Genomic DNA, 20,081 nt, shown 5'->3' with positions numbered 1-20,081 from the left:
CCCGTCTCAGCCGGGGACGCATGCGCTCGGTGCGCTCTCGTCCATCGCTCCGGCACTCCCGTCGCTGCGCCGCACGACGACGCGCACGCATGTCTGCCCCGGTTCTTTCGGGACGGTGACGCTCGGCTGCGTGACCGAGGTGGGCGGCTGCTGCCCCGTGACCCGGAGGACGGTGACCATGTACGCGTCGCCGGGCTTCGGATCGGGGTTCTTCCAGGTGAAGGTGACCCCGGAGGCCGCCGCCGTCCCCTTGAGGTCTGCCACGCTCGGCACGGCTCCCGAGTCGACCGCGTCGACCGGCGGGGCGCTATGGGTCGCCTGATTCGGGGCCGGCCGCGCCGCAAGGCCAGGGGCAAGCAGCACCCCCGCCACGACGGCAGCCACGAGGACGGTTCCCGAGGCGGCGGACGCGATGAGCGCACGACGCCGCCGCCTCGCCCCGGGTGCCCCGGCGCCCCCCGCAGCGTTGGCAGCCTCGGGCCCGGCAGTGGTCGGGTGTGGGCGCTGGACGGGCCGCCGTAGGGCAGTGTGGTCCTGCTCCCCGCGCAGCACCGTCGCATCCCCGCGCAGCACCGTCGCATCCCCGCGGAGCACGGTGTCGCCAGCGCCCAGCTGCACCGAATCGTCCGGTGCACGCGCCGAGTCGTCCCGCCCGGGCGCCGCATCGCCCCGCGGCACCGTGGGTTCGGCGAGGCCGGTCGTCGAGTCGTCCCTCGCCGCGGTCCGGCCGTTCCCTGTGCCAGGCCGAGTTCGAAGGACGGTGGAATCCTCCGCGGGCGGGGGCGCCGCAGCCGCAGTCTCCGGGGCGCGCTGGGCCCCTGCCCACGCGCGGGCGGCGCGCCCGGCGGCCGGGTCGGCCCGGCGCCCGGCCTCCTCGGCGCCCTGGGGGCTGATGGACACAATGCCGCGCACCCGGGTCTGCTCGAAGGCGGAGTCCGGGTCGTCGTCGTCCGTGGGTTCCTCGAGCACCTCGAACGGCGTCACGGAAAGGTTCAGCTCGCTCTGGATCCGCTGGAGCGCGAGCGCGAAGGTGTGGGCAGACGAGTAGCGGCCCTCGGGCGACTTGGACATCGCCGTGGACAGGACGAGCTCGAGGGACCCTGGCACGTCGGCCCGGCCGATCGGGGGGACCGGGGAGGAGTGGATGCGCTGGACGAGCGAGCGCTGCGAGTTGTCCCCGCCCGGGACGACGAACGGCGACCGTCCGGCGAGGAGCGTGTAGAGGGTGGCGCCGAGGGCCCACACGTCCAGGGCGACGCCGTCGACCGCGCCGCCGCGGAAGGACTCGGGCGGCGACCATGGGATCGACATGCCCATGTCGGAGTCCCCGCCGCCCTCGACAGTGCCCGAGATGCCGAAGTCGGTCAGCGCCGGGCGGTTGTAGTCGGTGACCAGGATGTTGGCGGGCTTGATGTCCCGGTGGGCGATGCCGGCCCGGTGCGCCGTCTCGACGGCCGAGGAGACCTGGATGCCGATGGCGAGCACCTCGTCGACGCTGAGCGGCTCGCGGCGGTAGCGGATGTCGAGGCTGGGCCGGGAGCAGTACTCCATGGCGAGGTACGAGTGGCCGTCGGCGGTGGTCTCGGCCTCGTAGATCGTCACGATGTACGGGTGCGAGGAGAGCTGGGCCATGAGGTTGGCCTCGGACTCGAACTGCCTGCGTGCGCTCTCGGTGCGAAGGTCTGAGACGAGGACCTTCACGGCGACCTTCCGGCGGGGCCGGTCCTGCTCGTACAGGAACACGTCCGAGAAGCCGCCCGAGCCCAGCAGGCTCAGGTAGCGGAAGCCCGGCAGCTGCGGCGGCGGCGCTGGCGGCCGTTTCGAGCTCACGGCACCGCCTCGAAGCGCAGCGTGACGCCGTCGCCGAGATCGGCGATGTCGCCGTCGAGCACGATCATCATCTCGCCCTGCGCGAGCCGCCGCGGTGCCTGCCCGGGCCGCTCCAGGACGGTCCCGTTGGTTGCCTTGAGGTCCCGCACCATGACGTGCCACCCCTCGAGGCGCACCTCGAGGTGGTTGCGCGAGATGTCGCCGGAGGGGCTCGCGACCGACACCAGCCGCGGCATGCCCCCGCTCGCCACCCGCGAGACGGACGGCTGCCGCCCGACCACGAGCGGCTGGCTCAGCTCGACCACCTCGCCGTTCGAGAAGCGGACCCTGCCCAGGGCTGGGCGCGGCAGCTGCTCGGGCTCGCCCGAGATCGGGTCGCCGCACGCGGCGCACTGGGCGTACGACGGCGGGTTCGCGTGCCCCTGCGGGCAGCGGCGTCCGACGACGAGCGGCCCCGTTCCGCGCTTGCCTTCGGACGACGCCGGCCGGGCCGCCTCGCCTGCCGGCCGGCCCTGGGACTCGGGCGGGACCGTGAGATCCAAGGCGTCGACGTCGCTGCGCATGACCGTCTCGCCGTCGTGGTCGCCGAACAGCTCGGAGGTGATGGAGCGCTCTGGAGCGGCGGGGCGCTCGGGGACGACGGGGCGCTCGGGCCGGTCGGCGGGGGCGCCCCACGGCACCGAATCGATGAGCGACGGCGGAGTCCAAGGCGCGTGCTCGGGGTCGGCAACGGGTTCAGGCCCGGCTGCCGGCTCGGGTTCGGGCGTGCCAGTGGGAGGCATGACCGTGGGTGCCACCGTGTCCGGGCCGAGGCCGATGTCGTCTCCGACATCGTTGTCGGGGACGGCGTCGGTGTCCTCGGAACGGACGGCAGCGTCCTCGACCGAACGCAGGACCGTGCTCCCCCACAGGTGGTCGTAGCCGGAGGTTGTGGTCGGGAGCTCCTCATCGGGGACCGCGGAGGGCGCCTCCGCCGCCTCGGGCGCCTCCGCCGCCTCGGAGGCCACCGTCATCTCGGGCGCCACGGTGGCTTCGGGAGCAAGAGTGGCGTCGGGTGCCACAGCGTCGGGCGCGACGGCGTCGGCGACGCTCGTCGCGTCAGGGGCCGGAGGCGCGGGCGCGTGTGCACTGGCCGAGACGACGACGGCGTCCGCTCCCACGGCACCGGCCAGGAGAGGGAGCTTCCGTCCCTCTTCGCCGTCCTGAGAGGCCGCGCCCCGCAGCTCGACCGCCGACCACGTCGCGAACGCGCGCTCGAGCCACGTCCCCACCTCGGCGCCGCTGACGCGTTCGGCGCCGGTCGGCGTCGTGACGGTGGCCTGGACGTCACCGCGGACGAGCAGCCGGAGCCGGTCCCCGTGCTCGGCGATGCCGAAGGACGGGAGCCGCCCCACGCCGAACTCCGCCGTCAGCGAGTCGAGGACGGCGTAGAGGTCTGCGCCCTCCGACGCGAGCGTCTCCCAGAGGCGCCCGAGGATGGCGTCCGGGAGCGTGGCGGGGACGAGGACGGTGAGGGACCCGCGCACGAGGAGCACGGCGTCGTGCCCAGGCCTGTACTCGCGATGGCCGCCGTGGTCACGCCCCGTCATCGGTCGCCCCTTCGTCTGGCCCATGCTCTATTGCCGGCCCTGCATCGGTGGCCGGCCCGGCGCAGTCCGCGTCGCGGTCCCGCGTGTCCTGCCCGGGGGCCAGTCGCGGCGCCGTCTCCGGCAGGCCGAGCTCGCTGGCGGTGTCACGGACATCCACCACGATGACGGTGACGTTGTCGCGTCCGCCGGCCTTGATCGCGGCGTCGATGAGGGCTTCGACCGCGTCCTGAGGGTGCTGGCGGGTCATGAGGACGCAGTGGATCTCCCCGTCGCGGAGCTCGCTGGTGAGTCCGTCCGAGCAGATGAGGAGCCGGTCTCCGTCCTCGACGGGCAGCAGCCAGAAGTCCGCCTCGGCGTCCTCCCCGGTGCCGAGCGCCCGCGTGACGACATGCCGCCGCGGGTGGACCAGCGCCTCCTCGGGAGTGATCTCGCCGGCGTCGACGAGCTCGCGGACCTCGGAGTGGTCCACGCTGATCTGGTCGAGCTGGCCCTGGGCCGAGAGCCGGTACGTGCGGGAGTCGCCCACATTTGCCACGAGCCAGTAGGGGACCGAGGAGATCTCGATCAGCACCGCCCCGGTGAGCGTCGTGCCCGCCCGGGCTCCCGTCGCCTCACGGATGCGCCAGTCGGCGCGCTCGATGATCTGCTGGATGTCCTGGGCGGAGGCGCTGTGCGTCCCGGGCTCGAGCTCGGGCGCCTCCCGGAGCGTGTCGACAGCGAGCTGGCTCGCGACCTCGCCCGCCTCGTGGCCGCCCATTCCGTCCGCGACCATGAACACGGGGTCCTGGGCCAGGAACGAATCCTCGTTGAGCTCCCGGCGCAGGCCCCGGTCTGTGCCGAATCCCACGGTGAGGGTCAGCCGGGGCTCCAGCTCGGACGAATGTCCCTCGGTCATGCGCGGCTCCTGCCCACAGAGAAGAAGTAGTCGCCGAAATGCACGACGTCCCCGGCGTCGACCTCCACCGGCTGACCGGCCGGGGCCGGCGACGAGCCGCCGTCACCCCGGACGATGCGCGTCCCGTTCGTCGACCTGCGATCCTGCACCCAGACCCTGCTCCCGTCGCTCCATACCGCCAGATGCGTCTTGGAGACGCTCTTCCCCGGGTCGTCCACCGCGAGGAGTTCCTGGACCGTCTCTTCCTCGTACCCTGCGGGGTTGCGGCCCACCAGCACCGGCCCTCGCAGCGCGACGCGCCGCCCGTCACTGAAGCTCAGCACGACCTCGTCCGCGCCGCCGGACCGCTCGCCCACAGCCCGGGAGAACCGCGTCTGTCCCACCTCGGTGTCGGGGTGCACCGCGGCGTCGGGTTGCAGGGCGGCAGAGTGCTGGCGGTCGGCGCGGGGCACGGACGACGGCGCGCTGGTCACCGGGGCCGCGCTGGTCACCGAGGCCGCACTGGTCACGGGGGCCGCGCTGGTCACCGGGACCGGGCTGCGCACCGGCATGGGCGAGGCCACCTCCTGCACGGCGGGGAGCTCGGGCCGCGGCGCGAACGAGGCGGGTCCATTGATGCCGCCGGTCGTGAGGGGGTCCCGCCCTGCCCGGACGTCGAACACGAAGGTGCGCGCGGCCTTGTCATGCCAGCCCTGGCGCTTGCTGTTCGGGTCGAACGCGTTGGAGACGAGGGCGAGCACGATTCCGACGAACGGGATGAGGCAGATGAGCCCGAAGACGAGGTTCCGGACGAACACCGCACCCCAGCCCGGGGCGAACCCCTCGAGGCTGCTCGTGCGCAGGCCGAGCATCGCCTGGCCGGGGGTCTTCCCCGTCTTCGCCTCCCACGCCCAGCAGAACACCCAGAGGGCGAGCCCGAGCACGCCGCCCACCACGTACCAGACGGTGGCGGCGAGGAGGGCCTGCTGGTCGGCGCTTGTCGGGTAGCGGCTGCCGGAGAGGCTCAGGAGGGACGCGGCCCCGAGCGCGAACGGGACGAGCTGCAGGAGCCACGCGATCCCGAGGTCGACGAGCTTCGCGCCCGCCCGTTTGCCGGTCGACGCATTGGCCAGCTCGAGATTCACCACGGTCCCCACCATCCCCTCACGTCGGTGCCCCTCACGTCCCGGCCGCTCGTGCGTCGGCACTCCCGGGACCGGGCCAGCTGCGTGCCGGCGTGGAGCCGGGGTACCGCAGGTGGGGCAGTAGAGCGCCCCCCGCCGGACCATACTGCCACAGGCGGCGCACACGTCAGCGCTCACGGCATCCCCTTCGTCGTGCCGCGCGGTCCGCGTCGCCGCGCCAGTGCCACGGCACGCCGGGCCGCGAGGAACACGCTGGCCTCGGCCACGAGCGACCGCGGCGAGTACTTGGCGCGCTGGCGGCGCCAGAAGCCCACCGAGCCGTGCATCCTCTCGAGCGAGCCGTCGACGTCGGCCCAGTACGCCTCGATCTCGGCCTCGCTCGGGTTCCCCGCCCCGAACACGGCGGCGTCCGCGCGGTGGGCGAGCGCCGTCGTCGTGCGTGCGGTGTCCGGGAACGCCTCCCCGAGGGCGACGGCGGTCTCCCGCCGCGTGCTGCGCGCGTCGAGGCTCGCGCCGAGGTCCGTCGCGGCGTCGGTGACCTCGCTCCAGCCGCCGCTCACGCGGTCCGCCGCGCGCTCGGCACCGAGGCGCCTGCGACGCCGGCGCAGCTTGAGCCACGCGATGAGCAGCAGCGGGAGCGCCAGCACGGCGACCGGGATGAGGCCGATGCCGATCACGGCGAGGATCGGGCCCAGGAGGAGCCAGAGGTCGTTCTTCTTCTCCTCGTCGTCCAGCACATCCGGGCGCGAGTCCGGCGGCAGCTCAACCGGGGCCTGGGGCGGGGGCGGGGGCTGGAGGACCTGGGGGCGCGGCTTCGACTGCGCCTGCGGGTCCGGCGGGATGGGGACGTTGTCCTTGGGCGGCGTCGGGTCGAAAGCAACCCACCCGTACCCGGCGAAGGCCACTTCGACCCACGCGTGGACGTCCTTGCCCTTGATCTCGAGCTTGGCGCCCGCGGGCTGCGGCTGCTCGGGGTAGAAGCCCATGACGACCCGGGCGGGAATGCCCAGTTCGCGGGCCATGAGCGCCATGGTCACCGCGTACTGCTCGTCGTCGCCGACCATCTGCTTGGCGGTGAGCATCGCCCGGAGCCTGCCGGCGCCGTGGCCGGACAGGCTCGGCACCTGCCCCTCCGCGATGAGTCCGTTGCTGAAGGCGCCGAACTTCTGGAAGTAGGACTCGAGGGTGCGCACCCGCTCGATCGGCGTCTGGCTGTCGGCGAGGATGTCCCCGGCCTTCGCCTGGAGCACCTGCGGCACGCCGTCGACCGTGGGCAGGGTCGTCTTGGCGAACTCGGCCTGCGCGAGCTGGGCGTCGTCGGGGCGCTTCGGCTCCTCGACCTGGACGGTGTAGCGGTCGCCGTCGGCGAGGCCCGCCGTGGTGATTGCGGTGTCCGTGAGCGGGTTGAAGTAGAGCCCCTCCCCCGCGGCGCTGTCCGGGTCCGCGAAGGCGATGCCCGTCGTCGTGCGCCCGCTGGGCAGGAAGTAGCCGCGGTAGCCGCCCACGGTGACGTCGAGCGCATAGCGGGTGCTGCCGGTGCCGGACGCGTCGGCGGCGGCGATCGACGCCGCGTCCCCGACCTTGGCGAAGCTGCCCGACCCGCTCTGGTCTACGTTCGCGACGGTGCCGTCGTAGGAGTCGAGCGCGGCCAGGCGCACGCGGCCGCCCTCGGGCAGGCCCGCGACCGTGAAGAGCGTCGTGTCGCGCTGGTCCTTCACGAGGCTGCGGAAGCCCGCGAGCGGACTGATGTAGCTGCGCGGGTCGAAGGGGGGCACGACCCGGTCGCGGAGCACGTCGCGCTGGGCGCCGGCCGTCAGCGCAGGCGCTGCGAGGAGGCTCAGCGCGGCGGCCACGGCGACCATGGCCGCGCCGAGTCCTGCCCGGCGGAGCCGGCTTGCCCTCGCCGATCCCGCGTCCGGCACAGTCGTCTCGCCGGAGACCACCTGGGTGGTCCGGCCCCGCTCTGCGTGCCGGCGGAAGGACGCCCAGATGACGCCGACGACGGCGAACGCGACGCCGCGCGGGAGGGCGAGGAACGCCTCGTTGGTTCCGAACGCGATGCCGATGGCGAACAGGGCTGCGAGCGGGAGCAGGGGCCAGTACGGCCGGCGCACGCGCCACGCGGTGAGGCCCGCGGCCAGAGTGCATGCGAAGGCGCTCAGGTAGGGGACCACGAGCATGCCGGCACCCGTCCCGAGCGGGGCGGCGACGGTGAGGTTGTCCTTCCACGACACGACGATCCCGAGCAGGAGCGTCCGCAGCGAGGCGAGGGTGGGCACGACGCCGGCGGCGGACTCGTCGGGGGTCGCGACAAGGCTGCCCACGAGGAGGTAGGCGAGGAAGGCGGCGGCCACGGTGACGAGGACGCCGAGCCGGAGCCGCGCCGAGGCGAAGGCGACTCCGAGGCCCAGGACGGCCCCCGCCACGCCCGCGAGCAGGTAGTGGAGATCGCCGCCGTACGCGAGGTGGAACCCCGCGATGGCGAGCCCCGCGAGGACGAGGATCGCCGCGGCGTCGACCGCCTGGCGGAGGCCCGCCCGCTCGGCCCTCATGCAGCGGCCTTCCGCAGCACGGGGGCGAGCTCGTCCAGGGCCCCGACGGTGAGGACGTCCAGGTCGGCGATGCTCGCACGGGCAGGGGCCGCTCCGGTGTGGCAGCGGATCGCGAAGGTCCGGATCCCCGGCGGGATCGCGGCGCCGGCCGCACGCAGCTGCGTGGGGGTCACGTGCGCACCGACCACGAGGAACACCACCGAGGCGTTCGGCACGGCGTCTGCGGCCATGCGGGCGGCGTCGACTGCGGTGGGCCGCATGGCTGCGGCCTCGAGGCGGGTCAGGTCGTCGAGGAACCGGCGGGGGCTGTCGGTGCGGAGGGGGCCGCGCTGCGTCAGTGCGCTGAGCTCGCGCTGCTCGGCGAGGGCCTGCCGCCCGATCGACCCGGCGACGGAGACTGCGAGCTCGAAGTCGTCTTCGTGCTCGTACTCGCCGAGGTTCGCCGAGAGGCACACGGCGAGGTGGGCCCTGCGGGTCTCCTCGAACTGGCGGACCATGAGCGTGCCGGTGCGGGCGGTGGTCTTCCAGTGGATGTGGCGGCGGTCGTCTCCGGGCACGTACTCGCGCAGGGCGTGGAAGGACACGTCGGAGCTGGCGAGCTCGTTCGTGGGCAGGCCCTCGAGGTCCCGGATGAAGCCCGCGGCGGAGGTTCCGAGCACGGTCGTGCGGGGGTGGACGTAGAGGTCCTGCGGGTCGGTCCAGGTCACCTGCCGGCGCAGGAGGCTCAGCGGATCCGCCCGCACCGAGCGCACGGGCCCGACGACGATCACGGCCCGCCGCTGCGTGGGGATGGTGAACAGCTCCTCGTGCGGGACGCCCGGACGCATCCGCGGGAGGTGGAACAGCGCCGTGACGGGGCCGACGGGGAGCTCGAGGAGCGAGGGCAGGACGGGGCGCTGGGCGGTGTTGACCACCTCGATGCTGCCGACGGCGTGGTCCCCGACCGCCACACGGGTGCGGGCGAGGTCGAGCGAGACGGCGTAGGTGCTGCGGCCGAGGACGAACGGCACCGAGACGAGGAACAGCGCGACGCCCAGCAGCGCGGCTGCGGTCGCCTCCTGCCATCCCCAGGCTGCGCCGGCGACGGCGAGCACCGCGGTGGCAGCGGCGACGAGCCAGCCGAGCGGGCTCACGGTCGACGCGACCGGGTCGACGCGCCTGCGGTACAGCGCAGCGGCGCGGGCAATCCAGGGCGTCGCGGCGAGCGTGACGAGCTCCCCTGCCTCGCGCAGGGGGCGGAGCCGGATCCGCACGGCGTCAGACGGCGGCGCGCGACTGCGGCGCTGCGACCTCGCCGAGGACGCGCTCGAGCACGCGCTCAGCGGTGACGCCGGCGAACTCGGACTCGGGGTCCATGACGAAGCGATGGGTCCACACGACAGGGGCGAGGTCCTTGACGTCGTCCGGGAGGACGAAGTTCCGGCCGTCGGACGCGGCCCAGACCTTCGCGGCGCGGACCATGGCGATCGCACCGCGCACGCTCACCCCGAGCCGGGTCTCGGGGGCGTTGCGGGTGGCCTCGCACAGCCGCGAGATGTACTCGAGGACGGCCGTGTCCACGTGGTTCTGGGCCGCCAGCTCGGCCATCTCCGCCACCGCGTGGGTCGTGATGATCGGGCTGAGGTCCCGGGAGCGGTCCTTGACCGAGGAGCCGCCCAGGAGGCGCACCGTCGAGGCGTGGTCCGGGTAGCCGATCGAGGTCTTGATGAGGAAGCGGTCCAGCTGGGCCTCCGGCAGCCTGTACGTTCCCGCCTGCTCGATGGGGTTCTGGGTGGCCATGACCATGAAGGGCCGGCCGGCGTCGTAGGTCACGCCGTCGACGGTGACGCGGGACTCCTCCATGACCTCCAGGAGCGCGGACTGGGTCTTGGGCGAGGCCCGGTTGATCTCGTCGGCGAGGACGATGTTGGCGAAGATCGGGCCCTTGTGGAACTCGAACTGCTGGCTCCGCTGGTCGTAGATCGTCACGCCGGTGACATCGGAGGGCAGCAGGTCGGGAGTGAACTGGATGCGGGAGTTGGTCCCCTGGACGGTGGCGGCGAGCGCACGGGCAAGGGAGGTCTTCCCGGTCCCGGGGGCGTCCTCGAGCAGGATGTGCCCCTCGGCGAGCATGGCGGTGAACGCGAGGCGCACGACGTGCTCCTTGCCGAGCACCGCCTGGCCGACGTTGGCGGCGAGCCGTTCGAAGGTCTCCGCGAACCACGCGGCCTGTTCGGTCGTCAACGTCATGAGTTCCCCCTGGAAGTGGTTGTTCCTGCGTCCGGCCGTGCGGGCCCCGAGCCCCGGCCGCGACGTCCCGGAACAGCCTAGTGGGTCCCCGCGGGGGCCCGCGATGGGGAGGCCTCCCCGTCCCGGCCGGCCCCGGGGGCGCCGGTCAGTCGAGCACGATGCCCGGGCCGGTCCCGGGTCGCAGCGCGACGGGGTGGATCTCCCCGAACCCGCGCACGAGCTGCGGGGCCTGCGGGTCGAGCACGAACCGCTCGTCCTCCCCGAGTGCCTTCGCCGTGATGTCGTCGATGAGCACCTGGCCCGGATCGGCGATGGCCGTCAGCCGGGCAGCGAGGTTGACGGTCGGACCGTAGATGTCCCCCAGCCTGGAGAGGACGCGTCCCCAGACCATCGCGACGCGGCACTCGGGCAGGATCTCGTCCTCCGCGAACTCCCTGGCCAGGGCGAGCGCGATCTGGGCCCCGGCCACCGGGGTCTCGGCGATGTAGAGGACTTCGTCGCCGATCGTCTTGACGAGCCGCCCGCCGCCCACCGAGATGATCTCCGCGCAGCGGTTCTCGAAGCGCTGCACGAGCTGGGCGAGGGTCTTCTCGTTCATGCGGCGGGACAGCGACGTGTAGGAGACGAGGTCCGCGAAGCCGACGGCGCGCGCGAGCGGCAGCGGCGCGTCGTCCTCGGAGCCGTCGCGGCCTTCGGCGCTGCGCTCGAGCCCGGCCTGGGCCCGCAGCGCCAGGCGCTGCACGCCCGCGGTGAGCTGCCGGCGCCACGAGTAGACCAGCATCTCCTCGAGCGGGCCGATGAGCTCCGGGATGCGGTCGATGAGGGCCCTTCGAGCCTCGGCGTCGGAGAGTCCCTCCGTGGAGACCATGTCCTCGATGAGGGCCTCGACCTGCCACACCACCATGCGGTCCGTCATCTGGCCGATGGCGCGCGTGACCGAGATCGCGGCGTCCTCGGTCAGGACCCCCTCGCGGACCAGGCGCGGCATCACCTTGAGGTGCTCGAGGTCGGCCTGGGTGAAGGCGAGGTCGTCGTCGGTGAAGTTGGGCATGCCCAGGGCCCGCCAGAGCTTGCGGGCCGAGTACAGCGACAGCCCCACCCCGGCCGCGACCTCGCGGCGCTTGAGGGTCCGCTCGCCGCCGAGCAGCATCGCCTCGAGCTCCTTCGGGGAGATGCGCCGCTCCGGGGGCGGCGCCGGCTGGACCGCGCGGGACTCCTGCTCGCCGAGATCCTGCTCCTCGAACGCCGGCTCGTCGTACCCCGCCTCGTCAGGCACTGGCTCCTCCATCACTCCCCTCCCCTCATTCATCCCTCAGCTCCCACGGCAGCGACTCGTCGGTGAAGTCCGTGATCGTCTCGTCGTCGTCGATGGGCACCCACTCGGCGGCGGGGAGCTCCTCGATGGCGTCGAGGACGAACTGCCGGAAGCGGCGCACCTGGGGCACATCGGTCAGGGTGAGCTGCGCCGCATGGCCCGAAGCCAAGGTTAGCGTCCCTGACCCGAGCATCCCTTGGAGGACGCCCTGCCGGACGTCCACGTCCCGGACCATCGACAGGGGCATTTCCCGGTCCATGCGGCGGAGCCCCCGCTGGCGGCGCATCACGCGCCGGCTCGTGAGGACGTAGCTCACGGACCGCCACGCGACGACCCGGCGCAGGCAGTACCCGAGCGCCACCCACGCCGCGAGCGCCACGGGGACGAGCGGGAGCCACGCACGGGTGGCGGGCGGCACCCACGGCCAGAGGCCCTCGAGCCGCCCTCTCCAGAGCCATCCGGCGGCGAAGGCCGCGGCGCCGCAGACGGCCACGAAGGCGACCGCGGGCAGCACGAGCATGCGCGGCTGGCGGCGCGTGCGGACGATGAGCTGCTCCCCCGGCGTGAGGATCCTACGCATAGCCGCCGGCGGCGGGGCGGAGGTGCACGACGTCGCCCGCCGCCACGGCGTGCCGCGCACCGTCGTCCTCGACCACCAGCAGGGCGCCGTGCCGGTCGAGCCCGGTCGCCCGGCCTTCCAGCATGCGCCCGCCCGGGAGCTCGACGCGCACGCGCTTGCCGAGCGTGACCGTCGCGTCCTCGACCTGGCCCGCGAGCCCCCGGCCGCCTGCAAGCGGGGCGTCGGGGTCGCCGTCGACCGCGCAGAACTGCCGGTACCGCCGGGCGAACGCGGCGAGGTAGGCGGAGAGGACCCGTTCGCGGGGCAGGTCGCGGCCGGTGGCCACACGGACGCTTGTGGCGGTGGGAACAGGCAGCTCCTCCTGCGCCTGGCCCACGTTGATCCCGGTGCCGAGCACGACGGCGGGCGGCTCCTCGTGCGCGCCGGGTGCCAGCTGGGCGAGGATGCCGGAGATCTTGAGGCCGTCGACCACGACGTCGTTGGGCCACTTGACGCTGGCCTCGAGGCCGGCGGTCTCGGCGAGGGCCTCGCGCAGCGCGAGGGCGGCGAGCGGCGAGAACCACGAGTAGCTCTGGGTCGGCAGGGGCCGGCCGGCGCGGTTGTGGGGCCGCAGGAGGACCGAGACGGCGATGGACGTGCCCTCCGGGGACTCCCAGTGCCGCTGGAGCCTTCCCCGGCCGGCGGTCTGGTGGCTCGCTGCGAGCGCGGCGAGGTCGCCCCACTCCTCGGGTGCCTCGGTGGCGAGCCGGGTGAGCTGGGCGTTCGTCGAGTCGGCCTCGTCGACGATCTCGAGCCGGGACAGTCCGGCCTCACGCGCGACGTCGATCCCGAGGAGCGTCCTGTCGAGGGGTCCGCGGGCCGGGGTCTGCGCGTGTTCGTCCATGCGTGAATCCTACCGACGCCGCCTCTGCCGAAGGCTGCGGCACCGCCAGGCACGGGGCAACTCAGAGGAAGATGTCGGGAACCAGTCGGTCCTCGGGCGCGCCGAGGCTGTAGGGCGAGAAGTCGGTGACGCCGGAGGCGCGGAGGACGTCCTCGTCGATGAAGAAGTTCCCCGTCGTGGCCCGCGGGTCCGAGCTGAGGACGGCGTGGGCGGCGTCGGCCACGATCTGCGGCGAGCGGCCCGCGGAGGCGAGGGCATCGCCGTCGGGCATCGCGCGGATCGCCGCGGTGTCGATGAGGGTCGCGGGCCACAGGGAGTTGACGCCGATCCCCTCCCCGCGCAGCTCCTCGGCGAGCCCGAGCGTGGTCAGGCTCATGCCGTACTTGGCCATCGTGTAGGCGAGGTGCCGGCCTGCCCACGCCGGGTCCAGGTTCAGCGGAGGGGAGAGCGTGAGGATGTGGGCGCCGCCGCGCGACGCCGCGGAGGCGCGCAGGGCCGGGAGGGCCAGCTTGGAGAGGAGGAACGTGCCACGGACGTTGATGTCCTGCATCAGGTCGTAGCGCTTCATGTCCACCGCGTCCGTGCGGGAGAGGTCGATCGCAGAGGCGTTGTTGACGACGGCGTCGATGCCTCCGAAGCGCGTCACCGTCGCCTCGACCGCGCGAGCCACGTCCTCGTCGCTGCGCACGTCGCCGACGATCGGCAGGGCGTGCCCGCCCGCGGCCTCGATCTCCTCGGCCGCGGTGTAGACGGTGCCGGCGAGCTTCGCGTGCGGCTGGGCCGTCTTGGCCAGCAGCGCGATGTTGGCACCGTCTGCTGCGGCGCGCTTGGCGATCGCCAGGCCGATCCCGCGGCTGCCGCCGCTCATGAGGATCGTGCGGCCGGACAGGGACGCGGCGGAGCCGGGTGTGATCGAGGTCATGGGGACAGTGTAGGCGATGATGTTACCAGCGAGTAACAAGCGGTCCGCGCGATACCGTCCCGAGGCGGCCCACCGCCGTCGTGCGCCACGCGACCGCAGCAGACAAGAAATTGTAGGGTTCCTACAGCCGCCCGCCACGGACGCCTCACTAGACTGAGGTGACGTGTCCGCCGGTTGTGCGGAACCTACAGAGCACCCCGAGGGCGCATGGACCGACAGCTGGAGAGAGCGTGACCCACGACCTGACCACGACCGCAGGCAAGATCGCGGACTTCCGCGACCGGCGGGCGGCCTCGCTCGCGCCCTCGGGCCAGGAGGCGATCGAGAAGCAGCACGCGCGCGGGAAGAACACCGCCCGGGAGCGCATCGACCTGCTCCTGGACGAGGGCAGCTTCGTCGAGTTCGATGCCCTCCGCACCCACCACTCCACCGCGTTCGGCATGGAGAAGAAGAAGCCGCTCGGCGACGGCGTCGTGTCCGGCTACGGCACCGTGGATGGCCGCCTCGTCGCCGTGTACAGCCAGGACTTCTCCGTCTACGGAGGCTCGCTGAGCCAGGTCAACGGCGAGAAGATCGTCAAGGTCCAGGAGTTCGCGCTCCGCAACGGCTGCCCGGTGGTCGGCATCAACGACGGCGGCGGCGCGCGCATCCAGGAGGGCGTGGCCTCGCTGGCGATGTTCGCGGACATCTTCCGCAACAACGTCGCCGCGTCCGGCGTCGTGCCCCAGATCTCCCTCATCATGGGCCCGTGCGCCGGCGGCGCCGCCTACTCCCCCGCCCTCACCGACTACGTGGTCATGGTGGACAAGACGAGCCACATGTTCATCACCGGCCCCGACGTGATCAAGACGGTCACGGGCGAGGAGGTGGACATGGAGACCCTCGGCGGCGCGCGCCAGCACAACGCCACGACCGGCACCGCGACCTACCTCGCCTCGGATGAGGCCGACGCGATCGAGTTCGTCCGCGAGCTCCTCGACTTCCTCCCCTCGAACAACCTCGTCGAGGCCCCCGTGCTCGAGTCCGACCAGGAGCTCGAGGAGAGCCCCGAGGACGCCGCCCTCGACACCCTCGTCCCCGACGCCGCCTCGCAGGGCTACGACATGCGCACCGTGGTCGAGGGGATCGTCGATGACGGCCACTTCCTCGAGATGCAGTCCCTCTACGCGCCGAACGTGATCATCGGGTATGGACGCATGGAGGGCCACACAGTCGGGATCGTCGCGAACCAGCCGATCCAGTTCGCCGGGACGCTGGACATCGCCGCCTCGGAGAAGGCTGCACGGTTCGTGCGCCACTGCGACGCGTTCAACGTCCCGATCATCACGCTCGTCGACGTCCCGGGCTTCCTGCCCGGCAAGGACCAGGAGTTCCAGGGCATCATCCGCCGCGGCGCGAAGCTCCTCTACGCCTACGCCGAGGCCACCGTCCCCAAGCTCACCGTGATCTGCCGCAAGGCGTACGGCGGGGCGTACATCGTGATGGGCTCCAAGAAGCTCGGCGCGGACCTGAACTTCGCGTGGCCCACGGCGCAGATCGGCGTCATGGGCGCCCAGGGCGCCGTCAACATCCTGTACCGCCGCGAGCTCGCCGCAGCCGCCACCGACGAGGACGCGACGGCCGCGGGTGTCGACGCCAAGCGCGCCGAGCTCATCCAGCAGTACGAGGAGGAGCTCCTGAACCCGTACCAGGCCGCCGAGCTCGGCTACGTCGACGCCGTCATCGCGCCGTCGGAGACCCGCGTCCAGCTGCTGCGCGGCCTCCGCGGCCTGCGCGACAAGCACGCGTCCATGCCCGCCAAGAAGCACGGGAACATCCCGCTGTGAGCACGCTCCAGAACGCCCAGGCGCACGACGGCGGGGACTCGGCCGCCGTCGTCGGCCCACCGCCGCTCTTCTCCGTCACGAAGGGGAGCCCGACCCCGGAGGAGCTCGCCGCGCTCACAGCGGTGATCGCCGCCGCCGCGCCCGCGGAAGCCGTCGAGGCCCCCACGGCCCCGACCCGGCGCGAGCGCATCCGCCAGGCGACCCTGCGCCCCAGGCACATGATCGCCCAGCGGCGCGGACGGCTCTAGCCCGAGCCGTCTCTGGTCGAGACGGCTCGAGCCGTCAGCGGCTCAGCCGGCGTCGAAGCGCTCGCCGGTGCGCTCGTCGTCGTCCGGCTCAGGCTCGCCGCCCGAGGCGTCGGCGCCTGACCCGCCGCCGGAGATGGCCTGGCTGACCTCGGTCGGCTGGCCGTAGGTGCGGTCCGGGAGCCCCCGCAGGGCGCGCATCACGTCCTCGTCCGCGCCGCTCTTCTCGGCGGCGGCGACGAGCGTGTTCCGGTGGGCCGGATAGTCCACGCCGGCAAGGAACTCCTGCGTCTGGCTGGGGTCAGAATTCTCTGGCACGGTCCACTCCTCACGTCGGTACCGGCCCGGCGGACGGCCGGACCGGAGGCATCTGCCGGGAATCTCAGCCTCCCCGGAACACCGCCTTCGTACCCGCCAGCCCTCCCCGCAAACGGCCAGACGCCCCTGCCCGGCGGATGCGCAGGCGTCCTTTCACAGCCACGGGACGCGGGATAGGCTCGACGGGTGACGCAGAACCGCGACGAGACCACCACGACCGCCGCCCACCGCGAGCCCACCGCCGTCGACTCGATCGCGGACAGCTATACCGCGCGTCTCCTCGAGCTGGACCCGTCGCTCGCCACCGAACTCGGCTTCCCCGGGCGCGAGACGGAGTACCCGGACTACTCCCCCGCCGGCCACGAGGCGAAGGCCACTCTGGCCCGCGCGACCCTCGCCGAACTGGACACCGCAACAGCGGCCGACCCGACCGATGAGGTCACGCTCGACGCGATGCGGGAACGCCTCGGGCTCGCCCTCGAGATCCATGACAGCGGCTGGAAGCTGGCACAGCTGAACAACATCGAGTCCCCGGCACAGGGCATCCGGGCGATCTTCGACCTCATGCCCACGGACACGGCCGAGCAGTGGCGCCACATCGCGGGGCGGGCGGCCAATGTCCCCGCTGCCCTCGACGGCTACCTCGCCTCGCTGCGCGCAGCCGCCGCAGACGGCCGGGTGGCCGCCGCCCGCCAGGTCCGCACCGTCGTCGGGCAGGCCCGCGCGTACGCCGAACCGGGCACGGGGTTCTTCGCCCAGCTCGTCGGGGACGCCCGGCTGGGACAGGCGCCGGAATCCGCGGCGTCGTCCACGGCGGACGACGGCGGCGCGCCCCTCCCGGACGACGTCGCCGAGGCCCTCTCCCGCGGCTGCGAGGCGGCGTCCCGGGCGTACGCGGCCTTCGCGGACATCCTCGAGGCCGAGCTGCTGCCGCCGGCACCCGAGAAGGACGCGGTGGGCCGCGAGCGCTACGCCCTGGCCTCGCGCGAGTTCCTCGGCGCGGCGGTGGACCTCGAGGAGACCTACGCGTGGGGCGTCGAGGAGCTCGACCGGCTCATCCGGGAGCAGGAGCGCGTCGCGGAGGAGATCAGGCCCGGCGCCTCCATCGAGGAGGCGAAGGCGGCCCTCAACGCGGACCCCGCCCGCCAGCTGAAGGGCACCGACGCCCTCCGGGCGTGGATGCAGCGCCTGTCCGACCGCGCGATCGCCGACCTCGCGGACACCCACTTCGACATCCCCGCGCCGCTGCGGACGCTCGAGTGCCGGATCGCCCCCACTCACGAGGGCGGCATCTACTACACCGGGCCGTCCGACGACTTCTCCCGACCGGGCCGCATGTGGTGGTCCGTCCCCACCGGCGACGACTCGTTCACCACGTGGTCCGAGACGACGACCGTCTACCACGAGGGGGTCCCCGGCCACCATCTGCAGGTGGGCACGGCGACGTACCGGCGGGACATGCTCAACGCCTGGCGCCGCACCATCTGCTGGGTCTCGGGCCACGGCGAGGGCTGGGCCCTGTACGCGGAGAAGCTCATGGAAGAGCTCGGCTACCTCTCCGATCCGGGCGACCGCATGGGGATGCTCGACATGCAGCGCATGCGGGCGGCCCGCGTGGTGTTCGACATCGGCGTGCACCTCGAACTCGCGATGCCCGGGCGCTGGGGCTCCGGGCCGTGGACGCCGGAGAAGGGCTACTCCTTCCTGCGCGCCAACCTGCCGATCAGCGAGGGCCAGCTGCGCTTCGAGTTCACGCGCTACCTCGGCTGGCCGGGGCAGGCGCCCTCGTACAAGGTGGGGCAGCGGCTGTGGGAGCAGATCCGCGCAGACCTGGCCGAGCGGGCGGAGACGGCCGGGCACGGGTTCGACCTGAAGGAGTTCCATATCCGGGCCCTGAACCTCGGGTCCGTCGGCCTGGACACGCTCCGCCGCGCGCTGCTCGGATGACGGCCAGAGGAACGTGAGAATGCCCACAGCCCGTGAGGGAATAGCGTAACAAATGCCCGGGAAGCCGCAGAATTCCGCGGCGCCTGGGCAGGAGCAGGCGTCACACTCGACGTCACATTTCGCAATACAACCTTCGTCTGCTAATAATCCTCCCCCTACGGTGTTCCGGTGAGCACCTCCACCAGCACCCAGACCGGCGCGCGCCGGCTCCCGAAGTGGGCCACAGCCTTCGGCCCGCAGATCATCGCGGCGCTCGTCGTCGGCGTCGCCCTCGGCCTCCTGGCCAAGTACACCGGGCACACGGCGAAGACTCCGAACGCCCTCGGCGACACCCTCAAGACGATCGGGTCCAGCTACGTCTCGCTGCTGCAGACCGCCGTCGTCCCCCTCATCTTCACCGCGGTCGTGAGCTCGATCGCGAACCTCCGCCAGGTCTCCAACGCGGCCCGCCTCGCGTGGAACACGCTCCTGTGGTTCGCCATCACGGCGTTCGTGTCCGTGCTGATCGGGATCGGGCTCGGAGTCGTCTTCCAGCCCGGCGCCGGCACAGGCATCACCCAGGAGGCCAAGTACACCGGCAAGACCGGCGACTGGTGGGCCTTCCTCACCGGCCTGTTCCCGAAGAACTTCCTCGGCCTCGGCGCCAGCTCCACGGTGGCCGACGGAGGCGCCGTCACCACGAGCGTGAGCTTCAACGTCCTGCAGATCCTCGTGATCGCGATCGCCGTCGGCGTCGCCGCTCTCAAGGTCGGCGCGAAGGCCGAGCCGTTCCTGAACCTCAACGCCTCCGCCCTGGCCGTCATCCAGAAGGTCCTGTGGTGGATCATCCGCATCGCGCCGCTCGGCACGGTGGGCCTCATCGGCAACGCCGTGGCCGTCTACGGCTGGGACACCATCGGCGCCCTCGGCAAGTTCACCGGCGCCATCTACGTGGGCCTCGTCCTCGTCCTGTTCGTCCTGTACCCGGTGCTCGTGAAGTCCCACGGCCTCTCGGTCAAGCAGTACTTCTCCGGCGTGTGGCCGGCCGTGCAGCTCGCGTTCGTCTCGCGCTCCTCGATCGGCACGCTCCCGCTCACGCAGCGCGTCACGGAGCGCAACCTCGGCGTCCCCTCGGGGTACGCGTCCTTCGCCGTGCCGCTGGGCGCCACCACCAAGATGGACGGCTGCGCCGCCATCTACCCGGCCGTCGCTGCGATCTTCGTGGCGCAGTTCTTCGGGATCAACCTGGACCTCAGCCAGTACCTGCTGATCGTGCTGGTCTCGGTCCTCGGCTCCGCCGCGACCGCCGGCACGACGGGCGCCGTCGTCATGCTCACGCTGACGCTCTCGACCCTGGGCCTGCCGCTCGCCGGCGTCGGCCTGCTCCTCGCCATCGATCCGATCCTGGACATGGGGCGCACCGCGGTGAACGTCGCGGGCCAGGCCCTCGTCCCGACCATCGTGGCCAAGCGCCAGGGCATCCTCGACGAGGCCCTCTACAACGCGCCGCGCCACGGGGATCCGTTCAACGACGAGTCGTCCACGGAGACGGCCGCAGAGGCCAGGGTCACCGACGCGCACGACGGCGAGCTGGCCGCCTCGCGCTGACGCCCGTCAAAGGGCCGGCTCGCCGCAGTGGGAGCCCGGCCCCGCGTTGAGGGGTCATATCCCTACTTTGACCGGCCAATGACTCGGCACGAGACGCCCTGTCGCGAATGAGACGTCCTCAGGCGATCTCCTTTGCGGCAGGGCGTCTTTGCGCGGGCGAGGAAATACGACCGCTCCTCGCAGGGACATGACCCCTCAAACTCAGCACTGCGCGGAGTGCAAACTTGCTCTCCGTGCAA

The 20,081-nt window shown here is 72.6% G+C and carries 16 protein-coding genes; 4 read left to right on the top strand and 12 right to left on the bottom strand.

The genetic code is table 11. The features are described from left to right. Positions 1-6: 6 nt before the first annotated feature. The 11 genes from CGQ25_RS05105 to CGQ25_RS05055 all read right to left on the bottom strand — a co-directional run bounded on the left by CGQ25_RS05105 (position 7) and on the right by CGQ25_RS05055 (position 13,919). A complete protein-coding gene (locus tag CGQ25_RS05105; RefSeq protein WP_208712106.1) occupies positions 7-1,830 on the bottom strand; it encodes a serine/threonine-protein kinase in 1,824 nt (607 codons plus the stop codon). After that, positions 1,827-3,419, bottom strand: coding sequence for an FHA domain-containing protein (locus CGQ25_RS05100; RefSeq protein ID WP_208712105.1), 1,593 nt, complete (start codon positions 3,417-3,419; stop codon positions 1,827-1,829). Before CGQ25_RS05100 ends, CGQ25_RS05105 begins: the two co-directional genes overlap by 4 nt. After that, positions 3,406-4,314, bottom strand: a complete 909-nt coding sequence (locus tag CGQ25_RS05095) for a PP2C family serine/threonine-protein phosphatase (RefSeq protein WP_208712104.1) — start codon at positions 4,312-4,314, stop codon at positions 3,406-3,408. The genes CGQ25_RS05100 and CGQ25_RS05095 overlap by 14 nt, the downstream gene beginning before the upstream one ends. Further along, the gene (locus CGQ25_RS05090; RefSeq protein ID WP_208712103.1) at positions 4,311-5,441 is read right to left on the bottom strand and encodes an RDD family protein; all 1,131 of its coding nucleotides are present in this window, start codon (positions 5,439-5,441) and stop codon (positions 4,311-4,313) included. Before CGQ25_RS05090 ends, CGQ25_RS05095 begins: the two co-directional genes overlap by 4 nt. Before the next feature lie 170 nt (positions 5,442-5,611). Then, the gene (locus CGQ25_RS05085; protein ID WP_208712102.1) at positions 5,612-7,990 is read right to left on the bottom strand and encodes a transglutaminase domain-containing protein; all 2,379 of its coding nucleotides are present in this window, start codon (positions 7,988-7,990) and stop codon (positions 5,612-5,614) included. Next, a complete protein-coding gene (locus tag CGQ25_RS05080; RefSeq protein ID WP_369802297.1) occupies positions 7,987-9,243 on the bottom strand; it encodes a DUF58 domain-containing protein in 1,257 nt (418 codons plus the stop codon). Before CGQ25_RS05080 ends, CGQ25_RS05085 begins: the two co-directional genes overlap by 4 nt. Positions 9,244-9,247: 4 nt before the next feature. Further along, positions 9,248-10,219 carry a MoxR family ATPase gene (locus tag CGQ25_RS05075; protein WP_208712101.1) on the bottom strand — a complete coding sequence of 324 codons (972 nt, stop codon included), beginning with the start codon at positions 10,217-10,219 and terminating at the stop codon, positions 9,248-9,250. Between the two features lie 145 nt (positions 10,220-10,364). Next, complete coding sequence (locus tag CGQ25_RS05070) at positions 10,365-11,495, bottom strand: adenylate/guanylate cyclase domain-containing protein (protein ID WP_369802296.1); 1,131 nt, start codon at positions 11,493-11,495, stop codon at positions 10,365-10,367. 25 nt (positions 11,496-11,520) lie between these two features. Beyond that, on the bottom strand, positions 11,521-12,114 hold the full coding sequence (locus CGQ25_RS05065; protein WP_208712099.1) for a PH domain-containing protein: 594 nt from the start codon (positions 12,112-12,114) through the stop codon (positions 11,521-11,523). Next, entirely contained in the window at positions 12,107-12,997 is an 891-nt protein-coding gene (locus CGQ25_RS05060; protein WP_208712098.1) for a biotin--[acetyl-CoA-carboxylase] ligase, read from the bottom strand. Before CGQ25_RS05060 ends, CGQ25_RS05065 begins: the two co-directional genes overlap by 8 nt. Before the next feature lie 61 nt (positions 12,998-13,058). Beyond that, on the bottom strand, positions 13,059-13,919 hold the full coding sequence (locus CGQ25_RS05055; protein WP_208712097.1) for an NAD(P)-dependent oxidoreductase: 861 nt from the start codon (positions 13,917-13,919) through the stop codon (positions 13,059-13,061). A gap of 230 nt (positions 13,920-14,149) precedes the next feature. Between CGQ25_RS05055 and CGQ25_RS05050 the strand changes: the two genes are divergently transcribed. Together CGQ25_RS05050 and CGQ25_RS05045 are read left to right on the top strand one after the other, a co-directional pair. After that, positions 14,150-15,745 carry an acyl-CoA carboxylase subunit beta gene (locus CGQ25_RS05050; RefSeq protein ID WP_208712096.1) on the top strand — a complete coding sequence of 532 codons (1,596 nt, stop codon included), beginning with the start codon at positions 14,150-14,152 and terminating at the stop codon, positions 15,743-15,745. Beyond that, positions 15,742-15,993 carry an acyl-CoA carboxylase epsilon subunit gene (locus CGQ25_RS05045; protein WP_208712095.1) on the top strand — a complete coding sequence of 84 codons (252 nt, stop codon included), beginning with the start codon at positions 15,742-15,744 and terminating at the stop codon, positions 15,991-15,993. The genes CGQ25_RS05050 and CGQ25_RS05045 overlap by 4 nt, the downstream gene beginning before the upstream one ends. Before the next feature lie 42 nt (positions 15,994-16,035). On the opposite strand, the gene CGQ25_RS05040 is transcribed toward CGQ25_RS05045, so the two are convergent. Next, the gene (locus tag CGQ25_RS05040; protein WP_208712094.1) at positions 16,036-16,308 is read right to left on the bottom strand and encodes a DUF2795 domain-containing protein; all 273 of its coding nucleotides are present in this window, start codon (positions 16,306-16,308) and stop codon (positions 16,036-16,038) included. Between the two features lie 186 nt (positions 16,309-16,494). On the opposite strand from CGQ25_RS05040, the gene CGQ25_RS05035 reads away from it, so the two are divergent. Together CGQ25_RS05035 and CGQ25_RS05030 are read left to right on the top strand one after the other, a co-directional pair. Then, entirely contained in the window at positions 16,495-18,255 is a 1,761-nt protein-coding gene (locus CGQ25_RS05035; RefSeq protein ID WP_208712093.1) for a DUF885 domain-containing protein, read from the top strand. A gap of 168 nt (positions 18,256-18,423) precedes the next feature. After that, positions 18,424-19,842, top strand: a complete 1,419-nt coding sequence (locus CGQ25_RS05030) for a dicarboxylate/amino acid:cation symporter (RefSeq protein ID WP_208712092.1) — start codon at positions 18,424-18,426, stop codon at positions 19,840-19,842. The last annotated feature ends 239 nt before the right edge of the window (positions 19,843-20,081 follow it).

Source organism: Sinomonas sp. R1AF57 (assembly GCF_002224485.1).
Classification (GTDB): domain Bacteria; phylum Actinomycetota; class Actinomycetes; order Actinomycetales; family Micrococcaceae; genus Sinomonas; species Sinomonas flava.
The sequence above is the reverse complement of the archived record's forward strand: the minus strand, read 5'-3'. Positions and strand labels throughout refer to the sequence as shown.